At 74.7% G+C, this 18175-nt stretch carries 17 protein-coding genes; 9 read left to right on the top strand and 8 right to left on the bottom strand.

What is annotated here, in order from left to right; all coding sequences use genetic code 11:
• Positions 1–158: 158 nt before the first annotated feature.
• Positions 159–734 (bottom strand): YceI family protein, encoded by a 576-nt coding sequence (locus tag IEY94_RS08765; protein WP_189169582.1) that lies wholly within the window; start codon positions 732–734, stop codon positions 159–161.
• An 83-nt stretch (positions 735–817) separates the two neighbouring features.
• On the opposite strand from IEY94_RS08765, the gene IEY94_RS08760 reads away from it, so the two are divergent.
• Together IEY94_RS08760 and IEY94_RS08755 are read left to right on the top strand one after the other, a co-directional pair.
• A complete protein-coding gene (locus tag IEY94_RS08760; protein WP_189169581.1) occupies positions 818–1297 on the top strand; it encodes a MarR family winged helix-turn-helix transcriptional regulator in 480 nt (159 codons plus the stop codon).
• Positions 1298–1328: 31 nt separating this feature from the next.
• A complete protein-coding gene (locus IEY94_RS08755) occupies positions 1329–2156 on the top strand; it encodes an LLM class flavin-dependent oxidoreductase (RefSeq protein ID WP_189169580.1) in 828 nt (275 codons plus the stop codon).
• A 231-nt stretch (positions 2157–2387) separates the two neighbouring features.
• Here the strand turns inward: IEY94_RS08755 and IEY94_RS08750 are convergent, their stop codons facing one another.
• Positions 2388–3542 carry an acyl-CoA dehydrogenase family protein gene (locus IEY94_RS08750; RefSeq protein WP_189169579.1) on the bottom strand — a complete coding sequence of 385 codons (1155 nt, stop codon included), beginning with the start codon at positions 3540–3542 and terminating at the stop codon, positions 2388–2390.
• A 50-nt stretch (positions 3543–3592) separates the two neighbouring features.
• Positions 3593–5122: an acyl-CoA carboxylase subunit beta gene (locus tag IEY94_RS08745; RefSeq protein WP_189169578.1), complete on the bottom strand. Its 1530-nt coding sequence runs from the start codon at positions 5120–5122 to the stop codon at positions 3593–3595.
• 176 nt (positions 5123–5298) lie between these two features.
• On the opposite strand from IEY94_RS08745, the gene IEY94_RS08740 reads away from it, so the two are divergent.
• Positions 5299–6165, top strand: a complete 867-nt coding sequence (locus tag IEY94_RS08740) for an SDR family oxidoreductase (RefSeq protein ID WP_189169577.1) — start codon at positions 5299–5301, stop codon at positions 6163–6165.
• A gap of 68 nt (positions 6166–6233) precedes the next feature.
• On the top strand, positions 6234–7640 hold the full coding sequence (locus IEY94_RS08735; protein ID WP_189169576.1) for a Tat pathway signal sequence domain protein: 1407 nt from the start codon (positions 6234–6236) through the stop codon (positions 7638–7640).
• A 77-nt stretch (positions 7641–7717) separates the two neighbouring features.
• On the opposite strand, the gene IEY94_RS08730 is transcribed toward IEY94_RS08735, so the two are convergent.
• The 4 genes from IEY94_RS08730 to IEY94_RS08715 form a co-directional block, all read right to left on the bottom strand.
• Positions 7718–8635 (bottom strand): hydroxymethylglutaryl-CoA lyase, encoded by a 918-nt coding sequence (locus IEY94_RS08730; RefSeq protein WP_189169575.1) that lies wholly within the window; start codon positions 8633–8635, stop codon positions 7718–7720.
• 59 nt (positions 8636–8694) lie between these two features.
• The gene (locus tag IEY94_RS08725; RefSeq protein ID WP_189169841.1) at positions 8695–10032 is read right to left on the bottom strand and encodes an acetyl-CoA carboxylase biotin carboxylase subunit; all 1338 of its coding nucleotides are present in this window, start codon (positions 10030–10032) and stop codon (positions 8695–8697) included.
• A 108-nt stretch (positions 10033–10140) separates the two neighbouring features.
• Entirely contained in the window at positions 10141–10731 is a 591-nt protein-coding gene (locus tag IEY94_RS08720) for a TetR/AcrR family transcriptional regulator (protein WP_189169574.1), read from the bottom strand.
• 115 nt (positions 10732–10846) lie between these two features.
• Entirely contained in the window at positions 10847–11035 is a 189-nt protein-coding gene (locus IEY94_RS08715; protein ID WP_189169573.1) for a hypothetical protein, read from the bottom strand.
• A gap of 597 nt (positions 11036–11632) precedes the next feature.
• Between IEY94_RS08715 and IEY94_RS08710 the strand changes: the two genes are divergently transcribed.
• The 3 genes from IEY94_RS08710 to lepB are packed head-to-tail and all read left to right on the top strand — an operon-like array spanning position 11633 to position 15506.
• A complete protein-coding gene (locus IEY94_RS08710; RefSeq protein ID WP_189169572.1) occupies positions 11633–13348 on the top strand; it encodes an Ig-like domain-containing protein in 1716 nt (571 codons plus the stop codon).
• A 32-nt stretch (positions 13349–13380) separates the two neighbouring features.
• Positions 13381–15000: a multicopper oxidase family protein gene (locus IEY94_RS08705; protein WP_229783450.1), complete on the top strand. Its 1620-nt coding sequence runs from the start codon at positions 13381–13383 to the stop codon at positions 14998–15000.
• Positions 14997–15506 (top strand): signal peptidase I, encoded by a 510-nt coding sequence (gene lepB, locus IEY94_RS08700; protein WP_229783449.1) that lies wholly within the window; start codon positions 14997–14999, stop codon positions 15504–15506. Before IEY94_RS08705 ends, lepB begins: the two co-directional genes overlap by 4 nt.
• Positions 15507–15603: 97 nt before the next feature.
• Here lepB and IEY94_RS08695 read toward each other — a convergent pair whose 3' ends face one another.
• Positions 15604–16131, bottom strand: a complete 528-nt coding sequence (locus IEY94_RS08695; protein ID WP_189169571.1) for a hypothetical protein — start codon at positions 16129–16131, stop codon at positions 15604–15606.
• A 102-nt stretch (positions 16132–16233) separates the two neighbouring features.
• Between IEY94_RS08695 and IEY94_RS08690 the strand changes: the two genes are divergently transcribed.
• Together IEY94_RS08690 and IEY94_RS23945 are read left to right on the top strand one after the other, a co-directional pair.
• The gene (locus IEY94_RS08690) at positions 16234–16926 is read left to right on the top strand and encodes a response regulator transcription factor (protein ID WP_189169570.1); all 693 of its coding nucleotides are present in this window, start codon (positions 16234–16236) and stop codon (positions 16924–16926) included.
• A complete protein-coding gene (locus tag IEY94_RS23945; RefSeq protein ID WP_189169569.1) occupies positions 16923–18173 on the top strand; it encodes a sensor histidine kinase in 1251 nt (416 codons plus the stop codon). Before IEY94_RS08690 ends, IEY94_RS23945 begins: the two co-directional genes overlap by 4 nt.
• Positions 18174–18175: the final 2 nt, after the last annotated feature.

The raw sequence follows: 18175 nt of genomic DNA, 5'->3' as shown, positions 1-18175 counted from the left end.
AACGGGCCGATTGTCACCGGAGGGTGTGCACCCGACTGCATACGGTTGCGGTCGTCAGCCCGTCGAGATCCACCCTTTCCCGCCCGCCCCGACCCTCAATCACCGCCGCCGCCCGGCCGGGGTCGGCGCGGGCGGCGGGGGCCGGAAAGTGACCCTGGTCACTGGCGGATGGCCTCCGCCGAAATCTCGATCTTGACCTGCTTGCCGACCAGCACGCCGCCGGTCTCGAGCGCCTGGTTCCAGGTGATGCCGAAGTCCTCGCGGTCGATCTCGGTCGTCGCCGTGAAGCCGATCACCTCCTGGCCCCACGGGCTGCGGGCGACGCCCTCGAACTCCACGGCCAGCTCGACCGGCCGGGTCACGTCCCGGATCGTCAGCTCCCCGGCCAGGACGAACTCGCCGCCCCCGGTCGGGCGCAGGCCGGTGCTGCGGAAGCGCAGCTCGGGGTACGTCTCGGCGTCCAGGAAGTCGGCGCCGCGCAGGTGGCCGTCCCGGTCGGCGACGCCGGTGTCGATGCTGGCGGCCGGGATGTCCGCCGTGACGGACGACCCGGCCGGCTCCTCGGCGATCGTGACCGTACCGCTGACCTGCGTGAACGCGCCGCGCACCTTGCTCACCATCAGGTGCCGGGCGACGAAGCCGGCGCGCGAGTGGGCCGGGTCGAGCGCGAAGGTACCCGCGGTCGGGATGGTGACGCCGTTCCACTGCCGGGTGGTCTCGACAACGTCGGTCATGGCTGCTCCTCCGGAAAAGTTGTTGTTGAAGCAACTATACACACGGCAATAGTCTCCGTGTCAACTTTTGCTAGACTGAAGGCATGGCCACCGATCTGTTCGACGACGGACGCATCACCGCCTTCGGCCTCTTCGTCGAGGCGTACACCGGCATCCTCAACCGGCTGTCGGAGCAGCTCGGCGAGCACGGCCTGTCGCTGGTGGAGTTCGAGGTACTGCTGCGGCTCAGCCGGTCCGACCAGCACCAGCTCCGGATGAGCGACCTGGCCGCCCAGACGTCGCTGTCCACCAGCGGCGTCACCCGGGTGGTCGACCGGATGGAGCGCGACGGGCTGCTCTGCCGGCGCGCCTGCGCGCACGACCGGCGCTCCTCGTACGCGGCGGTCACCGCCTCCGGGCTGGCCCGGCTCAACGACACGCTGCCCGGCCACCTGGCGCTGATCGAGCAGTGGTTCACCGGGCAGCTACCCGACCGCGAGCTGGACGGCTTCCTGCGCAACCTGCGCACGCTGCGCGACGCGGTCGCCCCCGGCGCCACGTCCGGCATCGCCAACCCCGGCTGACCCGCCCGGGCCCGGGCGCTACCGTCGCGGCATGAGGTACGGATTCGTGCTGCCCCGCGGCGACGCCGCGACCGCCGCCGAGCTGGCCACGGTGGCCGAGCGGGCCGGCTGGGACGGCTTCTTCGTCTGGGAGCCGGTCTGGGGCGTGGATGCCTGGATCAGCCTCGCCGCCGCGGCCATGCGCACCTCCCGGATCAGGCTGGGCACCCTGCTCACCCCGCTGCCCCGGCGCCGCCCGTGGGACCTCGCCGGCCAGGTGGCCACGCTGGACAACCTCTCCGGCGGCCGGGTGGTGCTGTCGGTCGGGCTGGGCGCGACGCACGAGGGCTGGCTCGCGTTCGAGCCCGACCGGGGCCGGAAGGTGCGCGCCGAGCTGCTCGACGAGGGCCTGGCCATCCTGGACGGGCTGTGGCGGGGGCAGCCGTTCACGTACGACGGGCTGCACCACAGCGTCCGGCCCACCGACTTCGTCGTGCCACCGCCCCCGGTGCAGCGGCCGCGCGTCCCGATCTGGGTGGTCGGCGGCTGGCCGGCGCCGCGGTCGATGCGCCGCGCCGCGGCCTGGGACGGCTGGCTGCCCAACGTGGTCGCGCCGCTGTCCGGCCCGCTCACCCCCGAGCTGCTCGCCGAGGGCGCGACCTGGATCCGGCACGAGCGGACCCGGCAGGGCCTGGACCCGGCCGGGTACGACGTGGTCACCGAGGGGTGTACGCCGCTGGACCCGGCCGCGGGCCGGGAGATCGTGGCGCCGTGGGCCGCCGCCGGGGCGACCTGGTGGATCGAGGCCGACTGGGCCGTGCCCGCCGGGGAGGTGCGGGCGTACGCCCACGCCCGGCTGGCCGCCGGCCCGCCCCGGTGAAATCACTCGATCGATTCCCGGTCGGCAGCGAAAACTCTCACAAACCGGGCGTACGTCCGGTTAACGTGCTTGTCGGAAGCGCCGAAACCGCGTGGCGAACCGCAGCGGGTGAGCTTCCTCGGGGGATCGCTGAGCCACGCGCGAGGGTGGACAGCGTGCGCCGGGCCGTATCGGGGGAACGGCCCGCCACGCTGTCCACCTCAACTCGCTTCCACCGGCCGGAACGCGCTGCTACAGGCCCAGGTCGCGCGCGATGATCATCCGCTGGACCTCCGAGGTCCCCTCGCCGATCTCCAGGATCTTGGCGTCGCGGTAGAACCGGCCGACCGGGAACTCGTTCATGAACCCGTACCCGCCGTGCACCTGCGTCGCCTCGCGGGCGTTGTCCATGGCGATCTCGGACGCGTACAGCTTGGCGATCGCCGCCTGCCGCTTGAAGTCCTCGCCGGCCAGCATCCGCGCCGCCGCGTCGTAGTACGCCAGCCGCGCGGTGTGCGCCTTCATCTCCATGTCCGCGATCTTGAACTGGATCGCCTGGTAGTTGCCGATCGGCTGGCCGAACGCGTGCCGCTCCCTCGCGTACCTCAGCGACTCGTCCACGCAGCCCTGGGCCAGCCCGACCGCGAGCGCCGCGATGGCGATCCGGCCCTCGTCCAGGATGCGCAGGAACTGGGCGTACCCGCGGCCGCGCTCGCCGAGCAGGTTGCCCGCCGGCACCCGGCAGTCGTCGAAGGCCAGCTCGTGCGTGTCGGACGCGCACCAGCCGACCTTCGAGTACCCCGGCTGCACCACGAAGCCCGGCGTGCCGGACGGCACGACGATCGTGGAGATCTCCTTGCCGCCGTCCGGCCGGGTCCCGGTGACCGCGGTGACGGTGACCAGCGAGGTGATGTCGGTGCCGGAGTTGGTGATGAACGCCTTGGCGCCGTTGATCACCCACTCGCCCGTCTTCTCGTCCAGCACGGCGCGGGTGGTGGTGCCGCCGGCGTCGGAGCCGCAGCCGGGCTCGGTCAGCCCGAAGCCGGCCAGCGCCTCGCCGGCCACCAGCGGCGGCAGCCACTTCGCCTTCTGCTCGGCGGTACCGAACTTGAAGATCGGCATCGCGCCCAGCGAGCAGGCCGCCTCCAGCGTGATGGCGACCGACGAGTCGACCCGGGCCAGCTCCTCCAGGACCAGCGACAGGGCGAAGTAGTCGCCGCCCATCCCGCCGTGCTCCTCGGGGAACGGCAGTCCGAACAGGCCCATCCGGCCCATCTGGCGGACGATCTCGTACGGGAAGCTGTGCTCCTCGTAGTGCTTGCCGATGACCGGCGCGACGACCTCGCGGGCGAACTGCCGGACGGTGTCGCGCAGCGCCACCTGCTCCTCGGCGAGTCGGAAATCCATGGTGCCTCCTTGCGGGATCCGGCGCGGCAGCGCCGGTGGGGTGGGTACCGCTAGACCGGGGTGACGCCGTGCCGGCGCCGGGCGAAGTGCCGGTCCTTGGTGCGCGCGGCGGCGTACCGGGCGACCAGCTCGGCCCGCAGCTCGCCGGGCTGGACGATCGTGTCCACGACCAGCTCGCTGGCCAGCCGGACGACGTCGATGTCGGTCTCGTACTCGGCCCGCCGGGCGGCGACGAACGCGTCCCGCTCGGCCTCGTCGGCGATGGCGGCGATCTTGTTGGCGTACACCGCGTTGACCGCCGCCTCGGCGCCCATCACGGCGATCTTGGCGGTCGGCAGCGCGATCGTCGCCTCCGGCTCGAAGCCGGGCCCGGCCATCGCGTACAGGCCGGCGCCGTACGCCTTGCGCACGACCACGCAGATCTTCGGCACGGTCGCCTCGGAGATCGCGGTGATCATCTTGGCGCCGTGCCGGATGATGCCCTGCTTCTCCACCGCGGTCCCGACCATGAAGCCGGGCACGTCGGAGAGGAACAGCAGCGGCACGTTGAACGCGTCGCAGAGCTGCACGAACCGGGCCGCCTTGTCGGCGGAGTCGACGAACAGCACCCCGCCCTTGAACATCGAGTTGTTCGCCACGACGCCGACGACCTCGCCGTTCAGCCGGGCGAAGCCGGTGGTCAGCTCCTTGGCGAACAGCGCCTGCGTCTCGAAGAAGCTGCCGTCGTCGACCAGCGCCCTGACGTACCGGCGCATGTCGAACGCCTGCCGCTCGCTGGCCGGCACCAGCGCGGCCAGGTCGCCCTTGCCGGGCCCGGCCGCCTCCGCCGCCGGCGGGGGCTGGGTCCAGTTGCTCGGCAGGTACGACAGGTACCGCCGGACCGTCTCGATCGCCTCGGCGTCGGTCTTGCACAGGAAGTGGCCGACGCCGCTGTCCTGGCAGTGCACCCGGGCGCCGCCCATCGCCTCCAGCGTGGTCTTCTCGCCGGTGACCATCTCGACCATCCGGTCGCTGCCCAGGTACATGCTGGCGTTGCCCTCGACCATCGCGACGACGTCGCAGAACGCGGGGATGTACGCCCCGCCGGCCGCGCTCGGCCCGAACAGCGCGCACGCCTGCGGGATCGAGCCGGAGGCCCGCACCTGGTTCCAGAAGATCTTGCCGGCGCCGCGCCGGCCGGGGAACAGGTCGACCTGGTCGGTGATTCGGGCGCCGGCCGAGTCGACCAGGTACACCATCGGCACGCCGGTGTCGTACGCCCGCTCGATGATCCGGATGATCTTCTCGACGGTCCGGGCGCCCCAGGAGCCGGCCTTGACCGTCGAGTCGTTGGCCATCAGCGCGACCGGGCGCCCGTCGACCGTGGCCGTACCGGTCACCACGCCGTCGGCGGGCAGGCCCTCGGCCTGCGCGTTGGCGTACCGGCCGTCCTCGACGAACGAGCCCTCGTCCACCAGCAGCGCCACCCGCTCGCGGGCGAACAGCTTGCCCTTGGCGGCGTTCGCGGCGTGGTACTTCTCCGCGCCCCCGGCCTGCATCCGCTTGCGCAACTGCTCCAGCGCGTCGTGATCGAGCGTCACGGCTTCGCTCCCTCTCGGCACCGACGGACGGGGAGCCCGGCCGGACTCCCTTTAACGATCGTTAGGGTAGCTCATTCGGGTTAACCCGGGTGTCCGGCATACGGCCGCGACCGGCGCGGCACAATGCGCCCTTCGGGGCATTGGTGGCGCGGTGTCGGTATCGCAGGATGGACGCCATGACGCGGCGCTGGTTGATCACGGGATGCTCGTCCGGTCTGGGTGCGGCGCTGGCCGCCGCGGCCGCCGCCCGCGGGGACCGGGTGCTCGCCACCGCCCGCCGCCCCGAGGCGGTTGCCGAGCTGGCCGGCCGGTACCCCGACCTGATCACCACCGCCACCCTCGACGTGCGCGACACCGCCTCCTGCGAGGCCGCCGTCTCCCGCGCCGTGGCGCGGCTGGGCGGCCTCGACATCCTGGTGAACAACGCCGCGTACGGGCAGTTCGGCGCCGTCGAGGAGATCGACGACGACCTGCTGGCCGAGCAGCTCGACACCAACGTCGGCGGCGCGCTGCGGATGAGCCGGGCCGTGCTGCCGCACCTGCGCGCCGCGGGCGCCGGCCGGATCCTGATGGTCTCCTCGACCGCCGCGGGCATCGCGTACCCGGGGCTGGGGGCGTACAACGCCTCGAAGTGCGCCCTGGAGGGCCTCGCCGAGACGCTCGCCGCCGAGGTCGCCGCGTTCGGCATCGGCGTGACGATCCTGGAGCCCGGCGGGTACGCCACCCGGTACGGCGCCGCGCTGCGCGAGCCGCACCGGCGGATCGAGGCGTACGGGCCGATCACCGCGGCCATCCACGACGGCATCCGGTCGATGGCCGACGGCGGGCCGGGCGTCGGGCAGCCGGCCGAGTTCGCCGCCGCGGTGCTCGCGCTGGTCGACTCCGGCGAGCACCCGATGCGGCTGCCGATCGGGGCCGGCGTCGCCGACGACCTGCTGGCCGCCTGGGACCGCCGCCGGGCCGACATGATCGCCGCCCGGGACCGGCGCCGGGCGGGCCTGCTCGCCGCCCATCGGGTGACGGGCGCGCCCGAACCGGTCTGACGAATCGGCGATCCGACCACGGGGCACCGGGTCCCGGTCCTACCCTCATAGGCGATATCGACGCATTCATGGGGGTACGGTTCGTGTCGACGCTTCCTGTTCAGGGCTCCGCCGTCAGCCGGCGCGGCCTGCTCGCCGCCGGCCTGGGTGCCGGCGCCGCGCTCGCCGCGGGCGCCGCGCCCGCCGCCGCCGCGCCGCGCCGCCGACGCGGGCCCGGCGCCGCCGGCCCCGGCCGGCGGGCCGTCGCCTTCCTCGACGCCATGACCGACGCCCACGAGCGCACCGGCCCGATCCGGCTGCCCCAGTCCTACGCCGACGAGCTGGGCCTCTACACCACCGGCTTCACCTACGACGCCGCGCTGGCGGCGCTCGCGTACCTGGCCGACGGGCGGCCGGGCAGCGTCGACCGCGCCGGCCGGCTGGCCCGGGCGCTGGTCTGGGCGCAGCAGAACGACCCGCACCACAGCGACGGGCGGCTGCGCCAGGCGTACGCCGTCGGCCCGTACACCCGCAACGGCGTCGAGCAGCCGTACGGCCTGGTCCGCGGCGACGGCACCGCCAACGTCGGCGGCCCGTTCGGCTTCGTCGGCTCCGGCACTGGCGAGCTGGCCTGGGCCGGGATCGCGCTGTGCGCGGCGTACCAGCGGATCGGCGACGCCGCCCTGCGCGCCGCGGCGGTCCGGCTGGCCCGGTGGATCGTGAACACCTGCCGGGTTCCCGGCGGCTTCCTGGACGGCCTCGACCGCGGCGGGCGCCCCGTCCGCTACCTGGGCACCGCCCGGCACGCCGTGCTGGCCGCGTTCTTCGACCACCTGGAGACGGCCACCGACGACCACGAGTGGCACCGGCACAAGGTGCACGCCAACCGGTTCGCCCGGTCCATGTTCTCCGCCGACCGCGGCGGCTTCCGCGCCGGCCGCCCGGTCGACGCCGACGAGCCGGACCGCGGCCACTTCGTGCTGGAATCGCAGACGCTGGGCTACCTCGGCCTGCCCGAGCACCGGCACCGGGACGCGCTCGACCTGGTCGACCGGCGGCTGATCGTCGAGGACACCGCCGGCCGGCGCAACAGCGCGCTGCGCGGCGCCCAGCGGTTCGTCGGCACGACGATCTCCACGCTGAGCCGCACGGTGGACGAGAACACCCCGATCGAGGGCGGGACCGTCCGGCCGGACCGGTACGGCGTCTGGCTGGAGGGCACCGCCCAGTACGCCGTCGCCCTGCACGCCGCCGGCGACCGCGCCGGCACCCGCGAGCAGCTCGACACCCTGGAGGCGGCCCAGGAGCAGCTCGGCGTGGACCAGCACGTCGGCGACCGGCCGATCGCCGGCGGCGGGCTGGTCGCGGCGACCAGCCCGCTGCACGTCGGGTACCTCGACTCCGGCTACTACCCGTACCTGCACGTCGCGGCGACGTCCTGGTACGTGCTGGCGCTGACCGGACACAACCCGCTCACGGTCCGCCCCTGGTGCTGACCCGGCCGGCCCGGGTCGACCGGGCCCGCGGCCGGGCGCCGACGCCGTACCGGCGGGCGGCCGGGTCGCGGCCCGGCTCAGCCGATCGGCGTCAGCCGGGTCCGCGGGCCCGCCCGCAGCACCCCGGACGGCAGCTCCTTGCCGACGATCTCCCGGGCCAGCTCGGCCGCGGACAGCAGCGCGGCCAGGTCGATCCCGGTCTCGATGCCCATGTCGTGCAGCATGTGCACGACCTCCTCGGTGGCCACGTTCCCGCTGGCGCCGGGCGCGTACGGGCAGCCGCCGAGGCCGCCGACCGCCGCGTCGTACTCGGTCACGCCCAGGTCCAGCGCGGTCAGGATGTTGGCCAGCGCCGTGCCCCGGGTGTTGTGGAAGTGCAGCAGCAGCGGTACGTCCGGCTGCCGCCCGCGCACCAGCGACACCAGCTCGCGCACCCGCCGCGGGGTGCCCATGCCGGTGGTGTCGCCGAACGCGATCCGGTCCGCGCCGTCGGCGAGCACCCGGTCGACCAGGTCGGCGACCCGCTTCGGGGCGATGTCCCCCTCGTACGGGCAGCCGAACGCCGTCGACACGATCACCTCGACCCGGGCGCCCGCCCCGTGCAGCAGCGGGATCAGCGCGGCGATGTCGTCCAGCGACTCGGCCGTGGACCGGTTCACGTTCTTCCGGTTGTGCGTGTCGCTGGCCGAGACCACGACCTCGATCTCCCGGAAGCCGGCGGCCAGCGCCCGCTGCGCCCCGCGCGAGTTGGGGATCAGGGCGGAGTAGCCGACGGCCGGGTTCTTCGCTGCCCGGGCCCACACCTCGTCGGCGTCGGCCATCTGCGGGATCGCCCGCGGATGCACGAACGACACCGCCTCGATCCGCTTGACCCCGGTCGCCGACAGCGCGTCGATCAGGCGCACCTTGGCGTCGGTGGGCACCGGCGCCTCGTTCTGCAGGCCGTCCCGCGGCCCGACCTCCCGGATCGACACGACCCGCGGCAGCTCACCCATGCGACTTCCTCCCGTCCCTGTCCCCAACGCCCGCGGCCGGCCGCGGCTTCCCGCGGCGGTCAGCGCATCCGGCCGACGATGCCCGTGTCGTAGTCGCCCGAGCGGAACTCGGCGTTGTCCAGCAGCTCGGTGAAGAACGGCAGGTTGCACTTCGGGCCCTCGATGGCGAACCCGGCGACGGCCTCCCGGGCCCGGGCGATGGCCTCGTCCCGGTCGGCCCCGTACACGATCAGCTTGGCCAGCAGCGAGTCGTAGAACGGGGTGACCGTCGTCCCGGCGGCGTAGCCGGAGTCCACCCGGACGCCCTCGCCGGTCGGCTCGACCCAGGTCCGGACCGGGCCCGGGCCGGGCAGGAACCGCTTCGGGTCCTCGGCGTTGACCCGCAGCTCGATCGCGTGCCCGCGCGGGGCGAGCGCGGCCGGGTCGAACGTCGGCGGCAGCCCGGAGACCACCCGGAGCTGCTCCTCGACCAGGTCCACGCCGTACGTCAGCTCGGTGATCGGGTGCTCGACCTGGAGCCGGGTGTTCATCTCCAGGAAGAAGAACTCGCCGGTGGCCGGGTCGAGCAGGCACTCGACGGTACCGGCGTTGCGGTACCCGACCGCCTCGCCGGCCCGGACCGCCGCCGCGCACAGCCGCGCCCGCAGGTCGGCGTCCACGGCCGGGGACGGGGACTCCTCGGCGACCTTCTGGTTGCGCCGCTGCACCGAGCACTCGCGCTCGCCGAGCGCGACGACCCGCCCGTCGGCCAGGCCGAGGATCTGCACCTCGACGTGCCGGACCCGGGGGAAGTACCGCTCCAGCAGCACCGACCCGTCGCCGAACATCCGCTCGGCGAACCCGCGCACCTTCTCGAACTCGGCCGCCAGCGCGGCCTCGTCCGCGGCGACGGCCATGCCCATCCCGCCGCCGCCGGCCGCGGCCTTGACCATGATCGGGAAGCCGATGTCGCCCGCCGCGGCCAGCGCCGCCTCGACGGTGCCGACCGGCTCGACGGTCCCCGGCGCGACCGGCACGCCGGCCGCCGCCATCAGGTTCCGGGCGTTGATCTTGTCGCCCATCGCGGTGATCGCGTCCGGGTCCGGCCCGATCCAGCCGATGCCGTTGGCGACGACCGTACGGGCGAACTCCGCGTTCTCGGACAGGAAGCCGTAGCCCGGGTGGATCGCCGCGGCGTTCGTCCGCTTCGCGGCGGCCAGCACGGCCTCGACGTTGCGGTAGCTCTCGGCCGGGTTCGCCGGGCCGATCGCGACGGCCTCGTCGGCCTCCGCCACGAACGGCAGGCCGACGTCGGCCTCCGAGTACACCGCGATGGTCCGCACGCCCAGCCGCTTCGCCGTCCGGATCACCCGTCGGGCGATCTCGCCCCGGTTCGCCACCAGCACCGACTCGATCACTCTGGCCACTCCTGAAGTCCGTGGTCGCGCGCGTGGGTGAGCGCGTACCGTCCCCGCATGATGGCCGGCGGGCCCGCGGGGTGTCGAGCCGGCCGGGGGTGACGCCGGTTACCCGGCGCCCGGGCCGCGCAGCGCGCCGAGCGCGGCGGCCCGCAGCAGGTCCGCCCGGCGGGCGGCCTCCACCTCGCCGCCGTGGTACGGCGTCGAGTTCATCAGCCCGAACGCGGCGTGCGCCAGCACCCGGGCCTCCTCCGCCCGCAGGCCGGCGCGCAGCGCGACCAGGACGCCGACCCACTGCTCGACGTACTGGCGCTGGAGCCGGCGGATCTCCCGGCGGGGCTCGTCGGGCAGCCGGTCGAGTTCGTGCACGTGCAGCGCGATGACGGCCGGGTTGCGCAGGGCGAAGTCGACGTGGAAGTCCACCAGGGCAGTCAGCGCCGGGTCCGGCCCGGCCGCCGCGGCGACCCGCTCCCGGGCGCCGGTGAGCAGCGCCTCGCTGACCGGGGTCAGGGCGGCGGCGAGCATCGCCTCCTTGCCGGCGAAGTGGTGGTACAGCGCCGGGCCGGTCACCCCGGCGGCGGCGCCGATGTCGTCCATCGAGACGCCGTGGTACCCGCGGTTGGCGAACAGCCCGACCGCGATGGCCAGGATCTCGTCCCGGCGCGACCGGCGCCGCCCGGTGGTCGTCCCGTGCGTCATCGCTACAGGGTAGCGGCGAATCCGCCGAACCTGAACGATCGTTCACCGGCGGCGCCGTGCGGGTGCGCGCATTTCGGTGGGCGGCCGGCGGGACCGGCCGGCCGCCCACCGGTCCTCATGCGTACGTGTCGAACCCGCCGCTCGCGGTCACGCCGGACAGGACCGTCCCGCCGTGCGCGACGCCGCGCAGCGCCTGGAGCAGGTCCGCCTGTGCGTTGACCTGCGCCTGCCGCGCCGCCGGATCGACCGTCTGCCCGGCGTGGACGACGCTGAACGCGCCCCCGCCGATTCCACCCACCGACATGTACCACCGCCCTCGCTCCGGGGGCCGACCCGCGCCGGCACCCACCCACTCGGCGGGCTCACCATCGGCCGGGCCCCGGCGGACCTGAGCCCGGCCCGCGGCCCTGTGGTCCGGCTGAATCGCCCGGCACCCGCCGCGGGCATTCCCGGGGCCGCGCGCGGCCATTTCCGGGGTACCGCCGCTGTCCGGCGCCAGCGCCCGGAAAGCGGGCCACCGGCACCCCCGCCGAATGGCTATTCCTGCGCGCTGGGAACAACGCCGGGAACTATCGGAACCGCTCCGGAATGCGGCTTTCCGGGCCATCCCGCCGCTATTCGTGAACGCCTCAAGAATGGCATTGACCGGTAGCATTTCCGCAGGTCAGAGCGACTTCTCCGCGATCGTCCTCGATGGATGGGCAGCCCCGCCCGACCCACCGTCCCCACCGCCACCGCGGATGAATTCACCGACTCCGATCGGGTGGCGCACCTCACCCCGGACCCGGGGAATCGATAGGTCTTGCCTCAGGTGACGGACCACTTGAACACTTTTCCTCCGTACCCCGCACACGGTGACGAGAACGCCCCGGTCACCCGGTCCATGGAGGACACCCCGCCCATGATCGCCCCTCGCATCGGCAAGCGCGGCCGCGCCCTGGCGGCGGCCGTCACCGCGGCGCTCGCCACCCTCACCGTCGCCGGCCCCGCCGCCGCCGGCCTGCCCGTGGTCGGCCCGGAGAACAACGTCAAGAACTTCCCGCTGTACGTCGAGGACGGCAACGGCCTGCGCCTCTCCCTCTGCGACGACCCCGCCGCCGGCTGCGGCCTGGCCGCCGAGGAGCTGCCGAACCCCGACGCGCCGATGTCGTTCCCCGACAACTACGCCGCCGAGAACTTCTACTTCTACGCCGGCTCCGCCATCAACAGCGGCGGCGTGACCGGCGAGCTGGAACTGACGCTGGAGACCGGGTACCTCAACGACGCCCCGATCGAGGGCGACGAGATGATGTTCGCCCGGGCCGAGCTGGACAACGTCGAGGGCCTCCAGCCCAACTCGACGTACCGGATCATGCACCCGTACGGCGACTTCACCGTCGTCAGCGACGGCGACGGCGACGTCGACCGGATCTCGCACCACCCCGAGACCGGCTGCGGCCCGGCCGAGCCGGGCGAGGCCGGCGAGGAGCCGGAGGCCGAGTTCGGGCAGCTCTGCGGGCCCGAGGGGTACAACGCGGCCGCGGCGGCCTTCCTCGGCGACGCCGCCGACCTCAACGGCGACCCGCAGACCCCGGCGCCGTTCGTCACCTGGGACCCGATCGCCGACGCCCCCGCCGGCCACATCGGCGACCCGGCCACCCCGCACGCCATCACCGGCTCGATCGTCGCCGACGACGACGGCGCCGCGCAGAACTACTTCCGGATCGTCGGCCCCGGCGTGGACGTCCGGCAGACCCTGTTCACCCTCCAGGGCCGGATCGCGCCCGTGAACCCCGGCAACCCGCCGACCACCCCGAACGTCGCCGACGGTTCGGACAGCGGCTGGTCGCACCTGGACAACGTCACCAGCGACACCACGCCGACCGTCGCCGGCCGGGCGTCCGGCGGGACCGTCGAGCTGCTCGCCGACGGCCGGGTGGTCGCCACCGCGCCGGTCAGCGGCCGGGCGTACGAGGTGACCGTCCCCGCCGCCGAGTCCCTCGGCGACGGCCAGCACACGCTCAGCGTGCGCAACGGCGACGAGGTCTCCGGCGACGCCGCCGTCACCGTCGACACCGCGGCCCCGGCCGCGCCGGCCATGCCGAACGTGGCACCGACCTCGGGCGACACGGCCACCCTGAGCTGGGACGGCGTCCCCGGCGCCGAGCGGTACACCGCGTACCGCGACGGCGTCGAGGGCGAGACGACCATGGTCGCCGACATCGGCTGGGGCGGCGCGACCGAGATCGCCGACCTGCGCGGCCGGATCACCGGGCACGCCATCAGCGCCACCGACGAGGCCGGCAACACCTCGGGCCGCTCGCCCGCCCGGCTGGTCGGCGTACCGAGCCGGGTGACCGCCAAGTCGGTCGCCGGCAGCAGCCGGGACCGGCTGGCCAACGCGACCGTCTCCTGGTCGTCGGCCTCGCCGCACGGCGCCGCGATCACCGCGTACCGGGTCACCGCGATCCGGTCCGGCACCGGCGCCCGGGTCACCAAGGGCGTGCGGCCGGCGCTGCGCCGGCACGCGTTCCCCGGCCTGGAACGCAACGTCCGCTACCGGTTCGTGGTCACCCCGGTCAACGCCTTCGGCCCGGCCACCCCCTCGTACGGCACCCCCTGGACCTTCGTCCGCTGACCCCGCCCCTTCCCATCCCCCTGGAGCAACGCATGAACGCACCCCGGTCCGAACGCCTCAGCCGGCGCGACCTGCTGCGTTGGACGGCTGCCGGCGCCCTCGTCGCCGGTGCCGGCGCCGCCATCCCGTTCACCCGGGACGTCCGGACCGCGGTCCTGCCCGCGCTGCCCGCGGCAAAGATGCCGCGGCCGTTCACCACGCCGTTCCGCCGGCCGCCGGTGCTCAAGCCGTACCAGACCGGGCAGGACGCCACGGGGAAGTTCGCCAAGTACGCGATCACGCAGAAGCCCGGCCTGGCCAGCATCGTGGCCGGCCTGCGGACGCAGATCTACGCGTACAACGGCATCTTCCCCGGCCCGGTCGTCGAGCTGGAGCAGGGCACCCGGGCGATGGTCCGGATGCGGAACAAGCTGCCGGCCACGCACCCGCGGATGAAGCACCCGTACCACACGTCGACCCACCTGCACGGCTCCGCGTCGCTGCCGCAGTACGACGGGTACGCCAACGACGTGACCATGCCCGGCTACTACAAGGAGTACAAGTACCCGAACTTCCAGCCGGCCCGCACCCTCTGGTACCACGACCACGGCGTGCACCACACCGCGGAGAACGTCTACGGCGGCCTCGCCGCGTTCTACCTCATGCACGACCCGGCCGAGCGGGCGCTGCTGCCGCAGGGCGAGTTCGACGTGCCGCTCATGGTCAGCGACATCATGCTGGCCGCCGACGGCTCGCCGAACTACAACGACCGCTCGCACTCCGGCCTGTGGGGCGACATCATCCTGGTCAACGGCGCGCCGTGGCCGGTGATGAAGGTGAAGCGGCGGGTGTACCGGTTCCGCATCCTCAACGCGTCGATCTCCCGGTCGTACCGGTGGGCGCTGTCCACCGGCGACCCGCTGACGGTCGTCGCGACCGACGGCGGGCTGATGCCGCGGGCGCAGCAGGTGAGCGAGATCCGGCACGGCAACGCCGAGCGGTACGAGGTGCTGATCGACTTCAGCAAGTACCGCCCCGGCCAGCGGGTCGAGCTGCGCAACCTGAGCAACAAGAACAACGTGGACTTCGCCAACACCGGGCGGGTCATGGCGTTCGACGTGGTGGACGACAAGTTCACCACCGTCAACAACCGCATCCCGACCACGCTGGTCCCCTCGCCGGTCATGCAGCTCACCGAGGCGCAGGCGGTCGCCACCCGGTCGATCCGGGTACAGCGCACCAACGGCCACTGGGCGCTGAACGGGCAGACCTGGGAGGAGGTCATCGCCAGCGACTTCCGCGCGGTGCTCGCCAACCCCGACTACAACGACGTGGAACTCTGGGAGATCACGAACCACTCCGGCGGCTGGTTCCACCCGGTCCACATTCACCTGATCGACTTCCAGATCGTCAGCCGCAACGGCGCCGCCCCGTTCGCGTTCGAGCGCGGGCCCAAGGACGTCGTGTACATCGGCGAGAACGAAACCGTCCGGCTGCTCATGCGGTTCGAGCACCAGCGCGGGCGGTACATGGTCCACTGCCACAACCTGCCGCACGAGGACCACGACATGATGCACCAGTTCAGCGTCGGCCTGCCCGACGGCGCCGTGGACCCGAACGACCCGGTCAGCGCCGACAAGCCGATCACGGACTCCCTGCCGCCGGACGCGTGACGCAGCCGGCCGCCGCCCGCCGCCGCCCCCGCCCGCCGGTGGGGGCGGCGCTGGCCGTCGCGGTCGGGATCGTGCTGGTCCTGGCCGGCCGGGCGTGGGCGGCCGAGCCGCTGCGGGTCGAGTCGGACAGCATGACGCCGACGCTGGCCGTCGGCGAGCGGGTGCTGTTCGACAAGGTCACCCCGGCCTGGCACCCGCCGCGCCGGGGCGAGCTGGTGGTGTTCCGCAGCCCCGCCGACGGCGCGCTGACGCTCAAGCGGGTGGCCGGGGTCGCCGGGGACGACGTGGAGATCCGGGACGCGCTGCTGTACGTCAACGACCGCCCGGTCGACGAGCCGTACCTGGACCTGCCGTCGATCGACGGCCTCTACTACGGGCCGGTGCGGGTGCCGGCCGGGGCCGTGCTGGTGCTGGGCGACAACCGCGGGTCGTCGATCGACTCCCGGGACTACGGCCCGGTCCGGCTGGCGGACGTCCGCGGCCGGGCCTGGCGCTGGGCGCCCTGACCGCGCCGCGGCCCGCCGCGCTGTCGGGCTCGCGGCCCCCGTCGGGGTCGCGGCCCGCGGCGGCCGGGTGGTCGCCCGCGGCGGCGGGGCCGCGGGGCTAGTCACGGATCTCCGCGCGGACCTCGCCGCCCGCGCAGCGCACCCGGATCTCCGAGCGCCCGCCCGGGCCCTCGAACCGCACCTTCGCGTCGTGCCGCTCCACCTCGTCCACCGCCCAGCCCTGCGCCGGCGTCCAGCCCAGCAGCACCGGGCGGCCGCCCGCGCAGGCCGCGGTCACCGTCCCGCCGGGGGCGCGGAGCAGCCGGGCCTCGCCGACCGGGTCGGTCCGGGTCGGCCGGGTCGGGGCGGGCGTGCGGGTGGCCGGCGGCGCGGTCGGGCCCGCGGTCGGGGCCACCGTCGGCCGTACGGTCGGCGCCGCCGCCGGGGCGGTACCGGTCGGGGTCGGCCCGCCCGGCGGCGAGCCGGGGGTTCCCGCCGCGGACAGCTCGGCGGCCGCCTCCCGCTCGGACAGCGCCGTACCGCCGCCCAGCCCCCGCCCCAGCGCCACCACGACCGCGACGACGCCGAGCGCCAGCACCGCGGCGGCGAGCCAGCCGGCGGTGCTGCGGAGCGTCCTGGCAGTCATGCCCGCACTATGCCCCCGGACGCCTCAACAGCAGGTCAGCGCCACGCTAACGCCGCCCTAAGGCGCACCGGGACGGCCCCGCCCCGGGCTACGGTGACGGCGATGGCCAGCTTGCTTCTCGTCGAGGACGACCCCGCGATCCGCGGCACCCTGATGCGCGCGCTGCACGACCTGGGGCACGCCGTCCGGTCCGCGTCGACCGCGATGAGCGGCCTGGACCTGGCCCTCGCCGAGCCCCCGGACCTCGTCGTCCTCGACCTCGGCCTGCCCGACCGGGACGGCGTCGAGCTGCTCCGGATGCTGCGCGCGGTCAGCCGGGTCCCGGTGATCGTGGCGACCGCCCGCGACGACGAGGCGGACATCGTCCGGGCGCTGGACGCCGGCGCCGACGACTACGTGGTCAAGCCGTTCCGGGCCGCCCAGCTCGACGCCAGGGTCCGGGCCGTGCTGCGCCGGGCCGCCGACGGGGACCGGGCGCCCGCGGCGATCCAGGTCGGCGCGCTGCGGGTGGACGTCGCCGGCCGCACCGCGAGCCTCGACGGCCGTACCCTCGACCTGACCCCGCGCGAGTTCGACCTGCTGCACTACCTCGCCGCCCGCCCCGGCCAGGTGGTCAGCAAGCGGGAGCTGCTGACCGAGGTGTGGCGGGTGCCGTACGGCGGGGCGGACAAGACCGTCGACGTGCACCTCTCCTGGCTGCGCCGCAAACTGGGGGAGACCGCCCAGCACCCGATGTACGTGCACGCCGTCCGCGGGGTCGGCGTCAAGCTCGCCGCGCCCGGCGGCGCCGGGTGAGGTCCCGGCTGACCCTGCTGCTCGCCGCGACGGCCGCCGCCGTCCTGCTCGCCCTGGTCGTCCCGCTCGCCCTGCTCGTCCGCGCCACCGCCGCCGAACGCGCGGTCGCCGCCGCCGACACCCAGCTCCGGGCGCTGGTCCCCGTCGTCACCACCGGCACCGCCGAGGCGGTCAACCTGGCGGTGGCCGGCGCCGACCGCCCGATCACCGTCTTCCTCCCCGACGGCCGCGCCGTCGGCGCCGCCGCGCCGGTCACCGCCGCGGTCCGGCTGGGGCAGCTCGGCCGCAGCCGTACGGTCGACTCCGCCGCCGGCCGCGAGATCGTCGTCGCGGCCGGCACCCCCGCCGGCACCGCGGTCCTGCGCACGGTGGTCCCGCCGGCCGAGCTGAACCGCGGCGTACCCCGCACCTGGCTCCTCCTCGGCCTGCTCGCCGCCGCCCTGATCGCCCTCGCGGTGGCCGCCGCGGACCGGTTCGCCCGCGCCCTGGCCCGCCCGCTCACCGCCGTCTCGGCCGCCGCCCACCGCCTCGCCGGCGGCGACCTCGACGCCCGGGCCACCCCCGCCGGCCCGCCCGAGGTACGCGAGGTCGCCACCGCCCTGAACCACCTCGCCGAGCGCATCCGCGACCTGCTCGCCCGCGAGCGCGAGCGGGTCGCCGACCTGTCCCACCGGCTGCGCACCCCGCTCACGGCCCTGCGCCTGGAGGCCGAGTCCGCGGTACCGGCCGGACCGCGGCTGACCGCCCTGGTCGACGACCTGGAGCGCGCGGTCACCGGCGTGATCCAGCAGGCCCGCCGGCGCAGCGCCGCCCCCGGCCGGTGCGACGCCGCGGCGGTCGTCGCGGACCGGGTCGACTTCTGGACGGCGCTCGCCGACGAGACCGGCCGACCGGTCCGCCGCGACCTCGCCCCCGGCCCGCTGCCGGTCGCGGCGGCGGCGGACGCGCTCGCGGCGGCGCTGGACGCGCTGCTCGGCAACGTCTTCGCCCACACGCCCGACGGCGCGGGCTTCACCGTGACGCTGAACCGCCCGCCCGGCGGCGGCGCGGCGATCACCGTCGCCGACGAGGGCCCCGGGCTGGCCGCGGCCGCCCTGGCCCGCGGGGTCAGCGGCGGCGCGTCGACCGGCCTCGGCCTGGACATCGCCCGGCAGGTCGCCGAGGCCGGACGGGGCACGCTGGTGGTCGACCGGGCGGCGGGCGGCGGCGCGGCGATCACCCTCACCCTGTCGGCCCCGGCCCCTTAGCC

The sequence above is a fragment of the Pilimelia anulata genome (assembly GCF_014647895.1).
Taxonomy (GTDB): domain Bacteria; phylum Actinomycetota; class Actinomycetes; order Mycobacteriales; family Micromonosporaceae; genus Pilimelia; species Pilimelia anulata.
The sequence above is the reverse complement of the archived record's forward strand: the minus strand, read 5'-3'. Positions and strand labels throughout refer to the sequence as shown.